This is a genomic window from Glutamicibacter sp. (assembly GCF_032154645.1).
Taxonomy (GTDB): domain Bacteria; phylum Actinomycetota; class Actinomycetes; order Actinomycetales; family Micrococcaceae; genus Glutamicibacter.
Window position 1 is genome coordinate 12713 of record NZ_JALDXV010000013.1, and the last position, 16657, is coordinate 29369.

The following is a 16657-nucleotide window of genomic DNA, read 5'->3' on the forward strand; positions in this document are numbered from 1 at the left end:
CCGCACCAATACTGCAGCAATTCAGGCTCCGCTGCCAGCGAGTTATTCCAACTCGGTGGCGGTGGAGCCTGAACACGTTTGAACGGCATGCCTCCAGCGGGCGTAAAGGTGTTGTGCACTTCGAATATGATCCTAGAAATCTCGGGTAGAATTGAGGCACTATGGCCAAAAACTCCGACAACGATGCCGCCTCGCAACCAAAGCGCGGGCTGTTTTCACGTAAACCAAAAGCTGAAAAGCCGAACAAAGAGCCAGGTCGCCTAAAGCAAATCGGCCAGGTCTTCCAGATGACCCGCCGCTACGACCCCATGGTCGTTTGGTGGATGTTGCTGGCAGCCTTGGGCGTTATCGCTGTGGGTCTGATCATCGGTATCTTGATCGACAACTGGATCACGATGCTGATCATTGCCATCCCATTGGCATTGTTGGCGGCAATGTTCATCATGTCCCGACGCGCCGAGAAGGCTGCATTCTCCCAGCTGATCGGACGCCCCGGTGCTGCTGGCGCCGCGATGAGCGTACTACGCCGTGGTTGGATCCTGAAGGAAGAACCTGTTGCCTACAACCGCCATCAGGATTTGGTGTTCATGGCAGTAGGACGCCCAGGCGTGGTTCTGGTCACCGAAGGCCCCAAGTCTCGTGTTCGCGAACTAGTGATCTCGGAACGCAAGCGCATCGGCCGAGTTCTGCCCAACGTTCCAATCCATGTGATTAACGCTGGCCAGGAAGAGGGGCAGGTTGAGCTGCAGGACGTCGCCAAGCAGATGAAAAAGCTTCCCAAGTCAATCACCAAGCTTGAGGTCAGCGCCGTAGACAAGCGCCTGAGCACATTGACGGCCAACCGTCTGCCAATTCCTAAGGGCATTGATCCAAACCGAGTCCGGCCAAACCGCCGCGCCACCCGCGGACGCTAAAGTCAACTTAAACCAAAAAAGAAACCGCACTGGGCGGTTTCTTTTTTGGTTTAAGCCGTCATTTCAGGCTGCTGTCGAAAACCATCTACCGAATATTTACCAGGATGCTCTTCGCAAGGCGGTCGTGCAGGCCACGCTGATCCTTGTCCACAACCAATGCCGGAATAAACAGACACAAGAGAACTGACCGGATCAGGCCCTGCCGCGGTTTCACTGCGTCTCCATCCATCGACTGTACCTGCATACCAAACAGGCGATGCCCCAGAGAATGCCCTAATAGACCGACGCCCAACAGCTGGCCAGCAAAAAATACGAGAAGAGTCGCCAGCTCATGAGAGCTGAACAGCCAATAGCTAATCAGCATCGATAGTCCCCAGTCCAAAAATACCGCCATCAGCCGGCGCGGGAACCGTGCAACCGAGCCGGGACCGCGCTCGGGACGGCCCAGCTGTTCTCCGGGCCATTGCTGAGAGTTGGGCTGGGGCGGGCCTTCGAGCCACGAACTAAAGTCTTTACGTTCCACAATCCAAGTCTATCGAGGCTGTCTGTGTAATTTTCGGGAGCATTACTGGCAGCCACAGATAAAGTTACTCTTCGCATTCGCCCAGCTCAGAGACGCGCGACACGCCCAAATGACGCTCATGTAACGCGGATGAAACAATCGAGACACCAATAAGAAACGGATCCTAGGTAAGGTTAACGGGTAAGCAAGAGAACAGATCAGATCACTTCGCATGATCGTTCCGTTTACCAAACTCAAATCTCACCAGGGAGTAACCTGCACATGTTTAAGAGTCCAGAAGAAGCTTTGGCCTACATCGCCGAAGAGGACATCAAGTTCGTTGATATTCGCTTCACCGATCTTCCAGGTGTTCAGCAGCACTTCAACGTGCCAGCCAAGTCCGTCGATGCCGACTTCTTCGTCAACGGCCAGCTCTTCGACGGATCTTCGATCCGCGGCTTCGCTGGAATTTCCGATTCAGACATGCAGCTGATCCCGGACGTCACCACCGCCTTCATCGATCCTTTCCGTATCGAGAAGACCTTGGCAATGAACTTCTCGATCATCAACCCACGCACCGGCGAGCCATACCACCGCGACCCACGCGGCGTGGCAGAGCGTGCTGAAGCCTACCTTGAGTCCACCGGCATTGCCGACACCGCGTTCTTCGCTCCCGAAGCAGAATTCTTCATCTTCGAAGACGTCCGCTACGAATCAAAGCCACAGGGTGCTTTCTACAAGATCGATTCAGATGAGGCTCCTTGGAACACCGGCCGCAAGGAAGAAGGCGGCAACCAGGGCTACAAGACTCCGTTCAAGGGCGGCTACTTCCCTGTGTCCCCCACCGACAAGCAGGCAGACCTGCGCGACGCCATCTGCGTCGAGCTGGACAATGCCGGCCTAGAAGTTGAGCGCAGCCACCACGAGGTCGGTGCGGCCGGCCAGGCCGAGATCAACTACAAGTTCAACACCATGGTTCACGCAGCCGACGAACTGATGCTGTTCAAGTACATCGTGAAGAACGTCGCTGATGCCTGGGGCAAGTCTGCTACCTTCATGCCAAAGCCCGTCTTCGGTGACAACGGTTCCGGCATGCACGTGCACCAGTCGCTGTGGAGCAACGGCGATCCGCTGTTCTACGATGAAAAGGGCTACGCGGGCCTGTCCGACACCGCCCGCTGGTACATCGGCGGCCTGCTCAAGCACGCTGACGCGGTGCTTGCGTTCACCAACCCAACCGTCAACTCCTACCGCCGCTTGGTCAAGGGCTACGAGGCTCCGGTCAACATGGTGTACTCGCAGGGCAACCGCTCGGCCGGCATCCGCATTCCAATCACCGGTTCGAACCCGAAGGCCAAGCGCATCGAGTTCCGCGCACCGGATGCTTCCTCGAACCCGTACCTGGCCTTCGCCGCACAGCTGATGGCTGGCCTGGACGGCATCAAGAACCGTATCGAGCCTGCCGATCCGATCGACAAGGACCTCTACGAGCTTCCTGCTGAAGAGGCCAAGGACATTCAGCGTGCACCTGAGACCCTTGAAGACGCGCTCAAGGCTCTGGAGGCCGACCACGACTTCCTGCTCGAAGGCGGCGTCTTCACCGAAGACCTGATCCAGACCTGGATCGAGTACAAGCGCGAGTACGAAATCAAGCCGCTGAGCCTTCGCCCGAACCCGTACGAGTTCGAACTGTACTACGGCTGCTAATTACTTCTTGACCTAGATTAGGTACGAGACAGAATTCAGAAAAATCGCACGAGCTGTCTGAGCATCGCTTTGACAGCTCGTGCGATTTTTGTTCGTGGTCACCGACAGGGCGGCGGTTTGGCATATGGGCTAGGCTGGTGGGTCATGGACACTTCGGCATGGTTGAGCGTGCAACGCGATGATGGGGAAACCGTCGGGTATTTAGAACCGGTGGATTCCAATTACGATCGAGTGATTGCGCGCAATGTACTGGGCCACCAAGTTCACGGACCCTGCGAGTACCACCGCGGCGAACAATTGCTCCTTGAACGCGGCATTTACGAATTGATGCAGTCCTGGGTGATCGACAGCGGAGAACATGCAGGACCTCGTGAATTGAGCCTACTTGAGGTATCCCGACAGGAAATCATTCTCGGCGACGCACTGTTGACCAAAGCGCTGGCAGCAACAGAACGGATCAATGTCCCCTGGCCGGATACCCACCACATATTGAAGGCTGCGCCGGAAGCACCCTAGGTTTCGAAACAGCACGCTAGCCGTGCAACGCTGCGTTTATCCCTCGGAGGAACGCAAGACCCGCCCCAGCCGAGAAAGCTCCTGCTCGGGCTTCAACGCCTGACGATAGCGCAGCCTGACGGCTTTCTGCACCATGCTGAGCAGGGCAAATCTCCTGCGCCACCGTGCCTCGCCAGAAGGTGCAGACAGCGAACGAATAATCAGCACCACCTGAGCGCCGCGCTTTTGCAGGATGAAGGATTCTTCGCCATCAATGGGATGGCCCGCCAAAGTTTTGTAGGCATAGCCGATTCGATCGGTACTGACCAATACGTCGCAGACCTCAATCGGTTCCTGAATAGTCACCCGCCCTATGGTTACCGAGAGATTCGGCCGGGATCCCAGTGAAACGACGCTCTCTGGATGGATGGTGAATCCGCTTCTGGTTTTCACCTTCCAGCGCATCAGCGCCGAGGAAGCCTGGGCCCACAGCACATCTCCGCGGCCCACCAGCGATTCCTGCTCGTAGATACGGTATCGGCCGCTCTCCGGGTTCCATTGTGAACTTGAGATATTCGTCAGCGACATGCGGCCCCCTAGTCTTCAAACCCGTAGAAAAGCAGCTCAAAGATGGCGCGTGCATGCCTTGTGGCACGCAGATAGTCCTCTTCCAGTTCCATCCCCGTGTTCGGTTCATAGCCGCACCAACGCGCCACGGCTTCCATATCCCTGGCCGAGCCGGGAAGAACATCGCTGGAACGACCGGAGGTGATGATCTCCGCACTTCGGATTCTGGTGGCAAGGCGCCACGCAATATCGAGCTGATGTGCCTCTTCCTCGGAAATCAGCTCCAAGGCTGCAAGCTGGTCCAAAGCCGTCAGCGTCGAGGTAGTTCTCAACTCTTCATGCTTCCAGGCATATTGCAGCTGGTAGAACTGCACCAGCCATTCGACATCGGACAAAGATCCGCGGCCAAGCTTAAGATGCCTGTTGGGGTCTGCCCCGCGGGGAAGGCGTTCGGCCTCCACCCTGGCCTTGATCTTTCGAATCTCGCGAATTTCGCCATCATCCAGGCCTCGACCATAACGCAACGGCTCAATGAGGTTCATAAAATCCGCGGCGAGCTGCTCGTCCCCGGCGAAGGCTCTGGCGCGCTGCAGTGCCTGTCGCTCCCACACCTCTACCCAGCGCTCATAGTATGCAGCATAGGAATCCAGCGAACGCACCAGTGCCCCCTGGCGTCCTTCTGGACGAAGGTCCGAATCAATCTTCAGCTTCACCTCGGCGGGAATGGCTGGCTTGAGCGGTTTGGAGCTCCACGAAATCAGGTCCGCAACAACTCGTTCGGCTTGTTCCTGGGCCAGCTGAGGGTCGGCGGATTCCACCGGCCGCTGCACATACAGCACATCGGCGTCAGAGCCGTATCCGATCTCATATCCGCCCTGGCGGCCCATGGCAATAACGGCGATGCTCGCCTGTTTGCCATGGGAATCCTGATCCGCGCGCAGCAGAACCTGTAGGATCCCGTCGACCATTGCCGAGTCGATATCGGACAGCGCCTGACCTACCTGGTCCACGCGCAGCAACCCCGCACCATCGGCGAGCGCGACGCGCAGGATCTCCCGGCGGCGCACCAGCCTGATCTGGCGGATGGCTGCCTCGGGCTGTTTGGTGCGCTGGATGATCGAGGCGTTCTGCTGCAGCAGGCTCTCACGGCTTTGCGGGCGCAGGGAACTGTCATTGCCCAGCCAGGCCGCCGCGGCAGGTTCGTTGGCCAGCAGATCCGTCAGGAAGCGCGTGTTTGACAGCAGGTGGCTCAGTCGCTCGGCGGCGGCGTTCGTGTCGCGCAGCATGCCAAGGAACCAGTGAGTCTTGCCCAGCGCCTCGCTGAGTCGACGGAATCCCAGCAGGCCGGCATCCGGGTCGACGCCACGGGCGAACCAGTCAAGCAAGACCGGTAAGAGCTGACGCTGCAGGGAGGCGCGTCGGGATACTCCCCCGGTCAGCGCTTCGATGTGACGCATGGCGGCCTTGGGGTCCAGGTATCCAAGTGCGCTCAGGCGTGCCTGGGCCGATTCTGCCGTCAGCCGCACCTCATCGGCGGAGAGGTTGGAACTGCTGACCAGTAGCGGGCGGTAGAAGATGCGCTCATGAAGGGAGCGGACGAGGCGTTTTGTCTCATTCCAACGCCGCATGAGCTTCTCTGGACTTGTGTGCTGCAGGTCGCCTGCCCCGCGAATGGCACGGGCAAGCACTCGTTGGGCATTCTCTCCGCGCGGCATCAGGTGGGTGCGGCGCAGTTGGCTCAGCTGGATGCGGTGTTCCAACAGACGCAGGAATCGGTAGGAACCGTCAAAGTTCACGGCGTCGTCCCGGCCGATGTACCCGGTGTCGCTCATGGCCTGGATTGCCAGGGTGGTGGTGGGCACTTGGATGAGCGGTTCAGCCCGGCCATGGACCAGCTGCAGCAGCTGCACGGTGAATTCGACGTCGCGCAGCCCGCCTGGACCCAATTTAATCTGCCACGGAACATCGTCCTTGCTGATGTTATTGCTCACGCGTCGGCGCATTGCCTGGACCGACTCCACAAAGCCTTCACGCTGAGAGCTTGACCAGACCATCGGGGATACCATGCGTTCATAGGCTTCACCCAGATCCTTATCACCGGCGATGGCGCGGGCCTTGAGCAGGGCCTGGAACTCCCATGAGTGGGCCCACCGCCGGTAATAGGCCTCGTGGGAGGATAGCGTGCGCGAGAGCGCCCCGTCTTTGCCCTCCGGGCGCAGGTTGGCATCGACTTCCCAGAGCATCGGCTCCGGGCCTGGGACCATGATGGCACGTGCGGTCAGTCCACACAGCGCTGTGGCAATGGCGGCTGCTTGGTCTTCACTGATTCCCGGCAGCGAGCCGTGTACATAGATCACGTCGACATCGGAAATGTAATTCAGTTCCCGGGCACCGCATTTGCCCATGCCGATCACGGCGACCTTTACCTGATCGATCTCCTGCTCGGGGAACTGCTCGGCTGCTTCGGCACGGGCCACGGCAAGCGCCGCTTCCAGAGCGGCGGCGGCCATGTCTGCCAGCTCGGCCGCTACCTGCGGGATCACCCACTGCGGCTGGGTGCTGCTCAGGTCGCGGTGGGCCAGGGACAACAGTGCCAGCCGGTAGCCGACGCGCAGCTTGTTGCGGGCTTCAGCCCCGGTCACTGCCGCAATCCAGTGTCCGTTGGGGCTCAAGCTGGCGCCGACCGACTGCAGCAGGTTTTCCTTCAGGGTGGCGGCATTCACCGGGACAAAGTCGGTAGGCGGCGCAGAACCGATGACTTCCAAACCATCTGCGCAGCGGATCAGGAATTCCCCGAGTGCCGAGGAGCTTCCCAACAGCCGGATCAATGCCTGCGCGCTGTGGGGATCGGCAAAGATCTTGACAGCTTGCGCATGTTTGTCCACCAAGCGCAGGGCTAGCAGCAGCGCCTGGTCTGGATCCGGCGCGTGGGCCATCGTCCTCACGATGAGCTCTGGATCTACAGTGGCAAGCTCCTTAGATTCTAAGAACTTCTTTGCCCGGTCGGTATCGGAAAATCCGGCATTGATCAGTGCTCGTGAAGATATCGCTGTCATGACTTTGTCGTAGGCTCCTGCATCTTGCGCTGCGCCGGCGCTGAGTGGGGTTTAGAGGTTCCCCAGGTACTTGTCCAGTTCGTACGGGGTGATGACCTGTCGGTACTCTTCCCACTCGGTGCGCTTGTTGGCGAGGAAGGAATTGAAGACCTGTTCGCCGAGAATTTCTGCCATCAATTCCGACTCTTCCAAGGCGCGCAGGGCGTCATGCAGGCTGCCCGGCAATGGGACGTGGCCCGAGGCGCGTCGTTCCGCCGTGGACAGGCTCCATACGTCGTCCTCGGTTGGTTCTTCCAATTCGTAGCCTTCGCGGATGCCCTTCAGGCCAGCGCCGAGCAGGCAGGCATAGGCAAGGTAGGGATTGGCAGCGGAATCGATGCCGCGGTACTCCACGCGTGCACTTTGTCCCTTGCCCGGCTTGTACAGCGGCACCCGCAGCAGGGCCGAACGGTTGTTGTGCCCCCATGAGCGGTGGCTTGGGGCTTCTCCCCCTCCCCACAGGCGCTTATAGGAGTTCACGAACTGATTGGTGATGGCTGTCAGCTCTTGGGCGTGGTGCAGGATGCCCGCGATGAACGACCTGGCGACATCCGAGAGCTGGTATTCACGGCCGGCTTCGAAGAATGCGTTGGCGTCTCCCTCGAAGAGCGAGAAGTGCGTGTGCATGCCGCTGCCCGGGTGCTCGGCGAATGGCTTTGGCATGAATGTTGCGTGGATGCCCTTCTGCATTGCCATCTCCTTGATGACGGTGCGGAAGGTCATGATGTTGTCGGCCGTCTGCAGGGCGTCTGCGTAACGCAGGTCGATTTCGTTCTGGCCCGGGCCGGTCTCATGGTGGGAGAACTCCACCGAAATGCCCAACGCTTCCAGGGTCGTCACGGATGCGCGGCGGAAGTCTTGACCAACCCCGTCCGGCACGTGGTCGAAATATCCTCCGTTGTCGATTGGCTGAGGACGACCGTGCTGATCGAGTTCTGCGTTTTTGAGCAGATAGAACTCTATCTCGGGGTGGGTGTAGCAGGTGAAGCCCATATTAGCGGCTTCGGTCAACTGACGCTTGAGCACCTGGCGCGGGTCGGCATTCGACGGCTGGCCCTCCGGAGTGAGGATGTCGCAGAACATCCTGGAGGTTGGCTCCACCTCGCCGCGCCACGGCAGCAGCTGGAAGGTGGCCGGGTCCGGCTGCAGCAGCATGTCAGATTCGGAAATGCGGGAGAGGCCGTCAATTGACGAACCATCGAAGCCCAGCCCCTCTTCAAAGGCGTCTTCCACCTCTGCCGGAGCCAGTGCGACCGATTTGAGCGAGCCCACCACATCGGTAAACCACATACGCACAAAACGAACGTCACGTTCTTCAATGGTGCGCAGCACAAACTCTTGCTGACGATCCATCTTCCACCGCCTTGTAAATCCTCGAATCCGGCGCTTACTGGGCCGGTAGTAATCATGACCTGTTGCAAGACTATATCTTTTAGCACCCGCGCAGGTGCACGCATCGCCTGCTCCAAGTGCGATACAGTCATTTCATGCCTCAACCATATGTAGCGAACCCTGAGAAAGGCCCGTCTCGCATTCGGGTTCACCATCTACAGCAAGCAAAAGAACGCGGCGAAAAATTTGCCATGTTAACCGCTTATGACGTCATGATGGCAGAGATCTTTGATTCTGCTGGAATAGAAATTTTGCTGGTCGGTGACTCTGCAGCCAACACCGTCATAGGCTACGAGTCCACCCTTCCCATCAGCGTGGACGAAATGATCGTTTTCACCAAGGCCGTAGCCAACGGTGCCAAGCGCTCCATGGTGGTGGCGGACCTGCCCTTTGGCAGCTATGAGCAGTCCCCGGCGCAGGCAGTCGAGACCGCTGTGCGCCTGATGAAAGAGGGCCATGCCCACGCGGTGAAGATGGAAGGCACCGCGGCCTACGCAGAGCATGTGCGGGCAATGGTGCTTGCAGGTGTTCCAGTCATCGGACATATTGGCTTTACCCCGCAGTCCGAACATGCCCTGGGCGGTTATCGCATCCAGGGACGCGGCGACACCGCACAGATCATGAAGGAAGATGCCATCGCATTGCAGGATGCCGGCGCATTCTGCATCCTGATGGAAATGGTGCCAAGCCCGGCCGCGGCCGAAATCGACGCCGCATTGCGTGTCCCAACCATCGGCATCGGCGCGGGGTCCTCCACCACCGGTCAGGTGCTGGTGTGGCAGGACATGCTTGGCCTGGGCGGCCATCGCACACCAAAATTCGTCAAAAAGTATGCGGATCTTCGTTCCGTCGTCTCCCAGGCCGTCAGCTCCTACCATCAGGACGTATTGTCGGGGCAGTTCCCGAGTGCTGACTACGAGTTCGACAAGTAAACAGCCGGCCCTGCGCTGAACTGCTCGAGACCTAATGCCGCGGGCGCTCTCTGCTGATGCAGAAAGCGCCCGCGGCATTCTCGTTATTCTTCGTCTTCCTCCTGCTCATCCCACGCTTCGTTGCGCGCCTGGACCTTGGCCATGGCGTTGCGGGCCTCTTCTTCGCTGTCGTAGGGACCCAGCAGCCGGGACCAGTCGGACTGCGGGCCGCGCTCAATGGTCTTGGTCGTCACGTTGTACCAATACTGGCCCTCGCCAGGGGTTCCAACCGAGCTCATGGCGTCTCCTTTGATCATGGTGGAGTCTGTCGCTTTCAACGCTAACCTATCCGCGTTGGTTTTTACCTCCCCAAGGTGAACGGGGCTCTTTGCTCGCCGGCAGACGGCGGCGCGGGCGATAGAATAAAACCATGGCAACTGCTGCGACTGCACCAATCGGAAACTTGAGCGCCGGTACTATTTCCCCTCAGCTTCCCGTTCCCAAACACATCGAACGACCTGAATACGTGGGCAAGAAAGAACCTGCACCAAACACCGCATCCGAGGTGAAGAGCCCGGAGGTCATCGAAAGAATTCGAATTGCCTCCCGCATAGCGGCGCAGGCCTTGGAAGTAGTAGGCAAAGCCTGCCAGCCTGGAATCACCACCGATGAGCTCGACCGTATCGGCCACGAGTTTCTCATGGACCACAACGCCTACCCCTCGACCCTGGGCTACCGCGGATTCCCAAAGTCCCTATGCTCATCTTTGAATGAGGTCATCTGCCACGGAATCCCAGATTCCACCGTGCTAACCGACGGCGACATCATCAACATCGACATCACCGCGTTCATCGGCGGCGTCCATGGCGACAACAACGCAACGTTCCTGGTCGGTGACGTGGATGAAGAATCTCGCCTGCTCGTGGAGCGCACCGAAATGGCGCTCAACCGAGCCATTAAAGCTGTCATGCCGGGCCGTGAAATCAATGTCATCGGCAGGAGCATCGAAAGCTACGCCAAGCGTTTCGGCTATGGCGTAGTCAAGGACTTCACCGGTCACGGCGTGGGTGAATCCTTCCATTCTGGTTTGATCATTCCGCATTACGATGCGGCCCCGGACTACAACACCCTGATCGAGCCCGGAATGGTGTTCACCATCGAGCCGATGCTGACCCTCGGCACCATCGAATGGGATATGTGGGCCGACGACTGGACCGTGACCACCAAGGACAAAAAGCGCACGGCACAGTTCGAACACACCTTACTGGTCACCGACGACGGCGCAGAAATCCTCACCCTGCCCTAGCGGATCAACCAAGGCGTTACGACGTGGAAGGCCTCGACCATGGCGGTCGAGGCCTTCATCGCGTTTGCTGCACCTAGTCGGCGCTGAGTGGACGCTGGATTCCCTGCGGCGAGGTGCTGCGCTGCTCACGCAGCTTCTGCATTGCAGTTTCAAAATCCTGCAGCGACTGAAAATTATGATAAACACTGGCGAAGCGAAGGTAAGCTACCTCGTCCAGCCGCGAGAGCGGTTCCAAAATCGCCAAGCCAACCTGATGGGCAGAAATTTCTGCGGCCCCGGAGGTCCGCACTGCTTCTTCCACCTCTTGGGCCAGGATCGCCAAATCATGGTCCGTCACCGGTCGCCCCTGGCAGGCCTTGCGCACGCCGTTGATGACCTTGTTGCGGGAGAACGGTTCAACGGCCCCCGATTGCTTCAAGACGCTCAGGCTTGCGGTTTCAATCGTGGTGAACCGTCGCGTGCAGGCTGTGCACTGGCGACGGCGCCTAATGGAGACGCCGTCATCAGCAACTCGGCTGTCAACAACACGCGAATCAGCGTTGCGGCAATATGGGCAGTTCATGGCACCTCCAACTCATGGCACACCGTGAGGTTGCGGACCAGCATAGCCGCACAATCCTCACATGTCATGTATTAGTTTAGCGCCTAGAGTGCATTCCTGATTGCTACAGCATCGCCATGCGCCGGAAGATCCTCCGCATTGGCCAGATTGATCACGTGGGCAGCCACGTCGCCCAGGGCCGCTTTGTCATAGTTGATGACCTGAATGGCCTTCAGGAAGGTGTTCACATTCAGCCCCGAGGCATGCAGCGCCGTGCCGCTGGTGGGCAGCACGTGGTTCGAACCGGCGCAGTAATCGCCCAGGGACACGGGCGCGAAATCTCCAACGAAAATTGCGCCCGCGGCAGTGATGCGCCCGGCGTCGGCCTCCGAATCAGCCGTCATGATTTCAAGGTGTTCGGCCGCATAGGCATTGCACACGTCAATTCCCTGCGCGATATCGTTGACCAGGATGATGGCCGACTGGCTTCCGGACAGCGCCTCGCGCACTCTTTCGGTGTGCTTGGTCGCCGCGACCTGGGCCACCAACTCGACGCGCACCCGTTCTGCTAGGTGCGGCGAGGTGGTTACCAGCACCGCAGCCGCATTGGCATCGTGCTCCGCCTGAGAAATCATGTCTGCCGCAACGAATCCCGGGTTGGCGCTGTCGTCGGCGAGGATCGCAATCTCGGTTGGGCCGGCCTCGGCGTCGATGCCGACGACGCCCTTGACCAGACGTTTGGCTGTGGCGACGAAGACGTTGCCGGGGCCCGAGATGACGTCAACCGGCTCAATGCCGCCTCGGGGGTCCTGTGGAACATCTACACCGTAGGCAAATGCGGCTACCGCTTGGGCGCCGCCCATCGCGTGAACCTCGGTGATGCCCAGCAGCTTCGCTGCGGCGAGAATGGTTGGGTGCGGCAGGCCGCCGAATTCTTTCTGCGGCGGGCTGGCCAACGCCAACGACTGTACACCTGCGGCTTGGGCGGGGACAGTATTCATAATCACGGACGATGGGTAGACCGCCAGGCCGCCTGGCACATAAAGCCCCACTCTGCGAACCGGCACCCAGCGTTGGGTGACGCTGCCGCCGTTGCTGTAGCCGACGACCGCGTCCTGCGGCACCTGGGCTCCGGCAAATTCACGGGCGCGGGAAATTGATTCTTCCAGGGCCCTGCGGACCAGTGGGTCAAGCTCATCCAACGCGCGGTCCAGCTCGGCCTGGGCAACTCGAGTGTGTTCCAGTTCCACGTGGTCGAAACGCAATGCGAGATCCTTGAGGGCCTGCATGCCGCGGGCGCGCACGTCCTCGATAATCTGCCCCACCGCTTCGGCTGCAGTCTGCGAATTGACTGCCGGCCGCGGCAGATGGGCCTTGAGCTGGGCATAGGAGAAGTCCTTCTCACGCCAGTCAAGAGTTGCCAGTTCGGAAAAGTTGGTTTCTGGAATGGAGTTCACGAACCCTAGTTTAACGCTGATGACCGGGTGAGGTATCCATTGGTTACCTCACCCGGTCATCTAGCTTCACCCTTGAGCTGTTCGGCGCTTAGACATCCAAGCAGTGTGGCCCGAGCAGCACTTTGAGATCGCCGAAGAGCGCAGGGTTCGGGTTGACCCTGAAATTCATGCCCAACCGCATCAACGAGGTGCCCCGGCTACCCGAGAGCTTCACCCTCACCTCGGTGTTTCCGCTGTGGGTACGCAATACGTCCCCCAGCTGTTGGACCAATGACTCGGTGGCCTTGTGCGTGGGGATGCCGATGACCACAGGCCCGCCATTAGCGTCCTCCGACAGCTCGGGGATCATCATTTCTTGGGCATTAAGCGTAATTGAGCCATCGTCGCGTCGTTGAACACGACCCTTGATCACCACGATCAGGTCGTCCGCAAGCACCTCGGCGATCGGCTGGTAGGCCTGTCCGAAGAACATGACTTCCATGGAGCCTGAGAGGTCCTCCACTTCGCAGCGCGCATAGGGATTGCCGCTCTTTTTGGCAATGCGCCGCTGCAGGCCAGAAATCATGCCGGCAATCGAGATGATGTGGCCGTCCTGCGGTCCGTCGTCCGAAAGTACATGCGTCACGGACATATCGGCATACTGTTCCAGTGCGGACCCGAGACCCTGCAGCGGGTGGTCGGAGACATACAACCCAAGCATGTCCCGCTCGTAGGCCAGCTTTTCCTTCTTTTCCCAGTCGGGCAGGTCGGGCACCGCCACGGCCATCGCGTCGGAGGCCTCGGAGGAATCCAGCGCGCTGAAAAGGTCGAACTGGTTTGCCGCTTCATTGCGCTTGAGCTGAATGACTGAGTCAACGGCTTCTTCGTGGATTGCTACCAGCGCGCGGCGCGGGTGGCCCATCGAGTCGAAGGCGCCGGCCTTGATCAGCGATTCGATGGTTCGCTTGTTGCAGACCACCGCTGGGACCTTGTTCAGGAAATCACTGAAGTCTGCGTAGGACCCCTTTTCCTCCCTTGCCTGGACCATGCCGTCGACGACGTTCGAGCCGACGTTGCGGATCGCTCCCATGCCAAAGCGGATATCGTCTCCGACCGGGGTGAAGGTCAGTGCGGATTCGTTGACGTCGGGCGGAAGCACGGTAATGCCGAGGTGGCGGCATTCGTTCAGGTACAAGGCCAGCTTGTCCTTATCGTCGCCCACGGAGGTGAGCAGGGCGGCCATGTACTCTGCGGTGTAATGCTCCTTGAGGTAGGCAGTCCAATAGGAAACCACACCGTAGGCGGCCGAGTGAGCTTTGTTAAACGCGTAGTCGGAGAATGGCAGCAGAATGTCCCACAGGGTCTGCACTGCCTCATCGGAGTACCCGTTGTCGTTCATGCCCTGTTTGAAGCCTGCGAACTGCTTGTCCAGCTCCGACTTCTTCTTCTTGCCCATGGCGCGGCGCAGAATATCTGCCTGGCCGAGCGAGTAGCCGGCCAGCTTCTGCGCAATGGCCATAACCTGCTCCTGATACACGATCAGGCCGAAGGTGCCGCCAAGGATGTCCTCCAAGGGTTCTGCCAATTGAGGATGGATCGGCACAACATCTTGCAGCTTGTTTTTACGCAGTGCGTAGTTGGTGTGCGCGTTCGCGCCCATCGGTCCGGGACGATACAGCGCCAGAACTGCGGAAATGTCTTCAAAGTTATCCGGGCGCATCATTTTCAGCAGCGAACGCATGGGTCCGCCGTCAAGCTGGAACACGCCCAGGGTGTCGCCACGGGCCAGCAGCTGATAGGTTTCAGCGTCATCCAGCGCAAGTGTTTCAAGGTCAATCTCGACGTTCTTATTGGCCTTAACATTTGCCAGGGCGTCGGAAATGATCGTGAGATTTCGCAGACCCAGGAAGTCCATCTTGATCAGACCCAAACCTTCGCAGGTTGGGTAGTCGAATTGGGTGATGACCTGGCCGTCCTGGATGCGCCGCATAATCGGCACGACGTCAATGATCGGGTCTGAGCTCATGATGACGCCTGCAGCGTGTACGCCCCACTGTCGCTTCAGGCCCTCAAGACCCTTCGCCGTTTCAAAGACGCGTTTTGCTTCCGGGTCGGTGGCAACCAGGTTGCGGAAGTCCCCGGCCTCTGAATAGCGCTTGGACTGGGGGTTCTCGATGTCGTTTAGCGGAATGTCCTTGGCCATCACCGCCGGAGGCAGGGCCTTGGTCAGGGTTTCGCCCATGCTGAATGGGTAGCCGAGGACACGGGAGGAGTCCTTCAGGGCCTGCTTGGTCTTAATCGATCCGTAGGTGACGATCATCGATACGCGCTCATCGCCGTACTTCTCGGTCACATAGTGAATTACTTCCGAGCGGCGGCGATCATCGAAGTCGACGTCGAAGTCGGGCATGGAGACACGTTCCGGGTTGAGGAAGCGTTCGAAGATCAGGCCGTGCTGCAGCGGATCGAGGTCGGTAATTCGCATGGCGTAGGCCACCATGGAGCCTGCACCGGAGCCTCGCCCCGGTCCGACGCGAATGCCGTGGTCCTTGGACCAGTTGATGAAGTCGGCCACAACGAGGAAGTAGCCGGGGAAGCCCATCTTGATAATGATTCCCAGTTCATAGTCCGCCTGTTTGCGGACATCCTCGGGAATGCCTCCGGGGTAGCGGTAGGCCAGGCCCTTGTCGACTTCCTTGATCAGCCAGCTGGTCTCATCCTCCCCCGGCGGGCAAGGGAACTTCGGCATGTAGTTGGCATTGGTGTCGAAGGTCAGTTCAACGCGGTCGGCAATGTCCAGCGTGTTGTCGCAAGCCTCTGGGAATTCCTTGAACAGTTCGCGCATTTCACGGGCGCTCTTAAGGTAGTAGCCCGAACCGCTGAAGGCGAAGCGGCTGCCGCCCTGGTCGTAGGTTGGCTCATCAAGCGTGGAACCAGAGTTGATGGCCAGCAGTGCTTCGTGGGCCTTGGCATCGGCCTCATGGGTGTAGTGCAGGTCGTTGGTAGCGACCAGCGGGATCTGCAGCTCCTTGGCCAGGCGCAGCAGATCCTTGGTGATACGGCGTTCGATCTCCAGCCCGTGGTCCATTAGTTCGCAGAAGTAGTTCTCTTTGCCGAACAAGTCCTGGAATTCTGCGGCGGCGGCCTTGGCAGCATCGTATTGGCCTAGGCGAAGTTTGGTCTGGACCTCTCCCGAGGGACAGCCGGTGGTCGCAATCAGGCCCTCGTGGTGGTCGTTGAGCAACTCCCGGTCCCAGCGGGGGTACTTGCCAAAAACCGAGTCCAAGGATGCGCGGGAGGATCCTTTGAAGAGGTTGTCCATGCCCTTGTTGTTGTAAGAGAGCAGCGTCATGTGGTTGTACAGGCCACCGCCGGAGACGTCGTCGCTTTTTTGGCGTTCTTCGGTGCGCCACTTAACACGTGTCTTGTCGGTGCGGTGGGTTCCGGGAGCTACGTAGGCTTCTACGCCGATGATTGGTTTGACTCCGGCACCGGTGGCTTGACGCCAAAAATCAAAAGCGCCGAAGAGGTATCCATGGTCGGTAATCGCCATGGCTTCCATACCTTGGCGGTTCGCCTCGGCGAAGAGTTCGCCTAGTCGGGCCGCTCCATCAAGCATGGAGTATTCGGTATGGGTATGAAGATGAACAAATCCGTCACGTGTCGCACTCACCCATCTAGTCTAGCCACAGAATCTGAGTAAACGGTGGCGCCGACTCGGACTGTGGGCAACACGGCAAACGGACCGATAAGCGCGTGGCGCGGTGTCGATCCGTTGCGTAGAAATGTAC

At 59.1% G+C, this 16657-nt stretch carries 13 protein-coding genes; 5 read left to right on the plus strand and 8 right to left on the minus strand.

Features of this window, described 5'->3' with window-relative positions:
- Positions 1-161: 161 nt before the first annotated feature.
- Positions 162-914 carry a DUF4191 domain-containing protein gene (locus RUH64_RS11525; protein WP_313813496.1) on the plus strand — a complete coding sequence of 251 codons (753 nt, stop codon included), beginning with the start codon at positions 162-164 and terminating at the stop codon, positions 912-914.
- Positions 915-999: 85 nt separating this feature from the next.
- Here the strand turns inward: RUH64_RS11525 and RUH64_RS11530 are convergent, their stop codons facing one another.
- Positions 1000-1437, minus strand: coding sequence for an RDD family protein (locus RUH64_RS11530; RefSeq protein ID WP_313813497.1), 438 nt, complete (start codon positions 1435-1437; stop codon positions 1000-1002).
- A 261-nt stretch (positions 1438-1698) separates the two neighbouring features.
- Between RUH64_RS11530 and glnA (RUH64_RS11535) the strand changes: the two genes are divergently transcribed.
- Both glnA (RUH64_RS11535) and RUH64_RS11540 read left to right on the plus strand, forming a co-directional pair.
- On the plus strand, positions 1699-3123 hold the full coding sequence (gene glnA, locus RUH64_RS11535; RefSeq protein WP_313813498.1) for a type I glutamate--ammonia ligase: 1425 nt from the start codon (positions 1699-1701) through the stop codon (positions 3121-3123).
- Positions 3124-3267: 144 nt separating this feature from the next.
- Positions 3268-3639, plus strand: coding sequence for a hypothetical protein (locus RUH64_RS11540; protein WP_313813499.1), 372 nt, complete (start codon positions 3268-3270; stop codon positions 3637-3639).
- Between the two features lie 36 nt (positions 3640-3675).
- Here RUH64_RS11540 and RUH64_RS11545 read toward each other — a convergent pair whose 3' ends face one another.
- Genes RUH64_RS11545 through glnA (RUH64_RS11555) form a run of 3 tightly spaced genes read right to left on the minus strand, consistent with a single transcriptional unit; the run spans position 3676 to position 8633 of the window.
- Positions 3676-4206 (minus strand): DUF1990 family protein, encoded by a 531-nt coding sequence (locus RUH64_RS11545; RefSeq protein ID WP_313813500.1) that lies wholly within the window; start codon positions 4204-4206, stop codon positions 3676-3678.
- An 8-nt stretch (positions 4207-4214) separates the two neighbouring features.
- Positions 4215-7241 (minus strand): bifunctional [glutamine synthetase] adenylyltransferase/[glutamine synthetase]-adenylyl-L-tyrosine phosphorylase, encoded by a 3027-nt coding sequence (locus tag RUH64_RS11550; protein ID WP_313813502.1) that lies wholly within the window; start codon positions 7239-7241, stop codon positions 4215-4217.
- Positions 7242-7292: 51 nt separating this feature from the next.
- On the minus strand, positions 7293-8633 hold the full coding sequence (gene glnA, locus RUH64_RS11555; RefSeq protein WP_313813503.1) for a type I glutamate--ammonia ligase: 1341 nt from the start codon (positions 8631-8633) through the stop codon (positions 7293-7295).
- A gap of 134 nt (positions 8634-8767) precedes the next feature.
- On the opposite strand from glnA (RUH64_RS11555), the gene panB reads away from it, so the two are divergent.
- Positions 8768-9604 carry a 3-methyl-2-oxobutanoate hydroxymethyltransferase gene (panB, locus tag RUH64_RS11560; protein WP_313813504.1) on the plus strand — a complete coding sequence of 279 codons (837 nt, stop codon included), beginning with the start codon at positions 8768-8770 and terminating at the stop codon, positions 9602-9604.
- Between the two features lie 83 nt (positions 9605-9687).
- On the opposite strand, the gene RUH64_RS11565 is transcribed toward panB, so the two are convergent.
- A complete protein-coding gene (locus RUH64_RS11565; protein WP_313813505.1) occupies positions 9688-9882 on the minus strand; it encodes an SPOR domain-containing protein in 195 nt (64 codons plus the stop codon).
- A gap of 131 nt (positions 9883-10013) precedes the next feature.
- Between RUH64_RS11565 and map the strand changes: the two genes are divergently transcribed.
- Complete coding sequence (gene map, locus RUH64_RS11570) at positions 10014-10889, plus strand: type I methionyl aminopeptidase (protein ID WP_313813507.1); 876 nt, start codon at positions 10014-10016, stop codon at positions 10887-10889.
- 73 nt (positions 10890-10962) lie between these two features.
- Here the strand turns inward: map and nrdR are convergent, their stop codons facing one another.
- From nrdR to dnaE, 3 genes are all read right to left on the minus strand, one after another.
- The gene (gene nrdR, locus RUH64_RS11575) at positions 10963-11451 is read right to left on the minus strand and encodes a transcriptional regulator NrdR (RefSeq protein WP_313813508.1); all 489 of its coding nucleotides are present in this window, start codon (positions 11449-11451) and stop codon (positions 10963-10965) included.
- Between the two features lie 83 nt (positions 11452-11534).
- Positions 11535-12887: a histidinol dehydrogenase gene (gene hisD, locus RUH64_RS11580; protein WP_313813509.1), complete on the minus strand. Its 1353-nt coding sequence runs from the start codon at positions 12885-12887 to the stop codon at positions 11535-11537.
- A gap of 88 nt (positions 12888-12975) precedes the next feature.
- The gene (gene dnaE / locus RUH64_RS11585; RefSeq protein ID WP_313813510.1) at positions 12976-16539 is read right to left on the minus strand and encodes a DNA polymerase III subunit alpha; all 3564 of its coding nucleotides are present in this window, start codon (positions 16537-16539) and stop codon (positions 12976-12978) included.
- Positions 16540-16657: the final 118 nt, after the last annotated feature.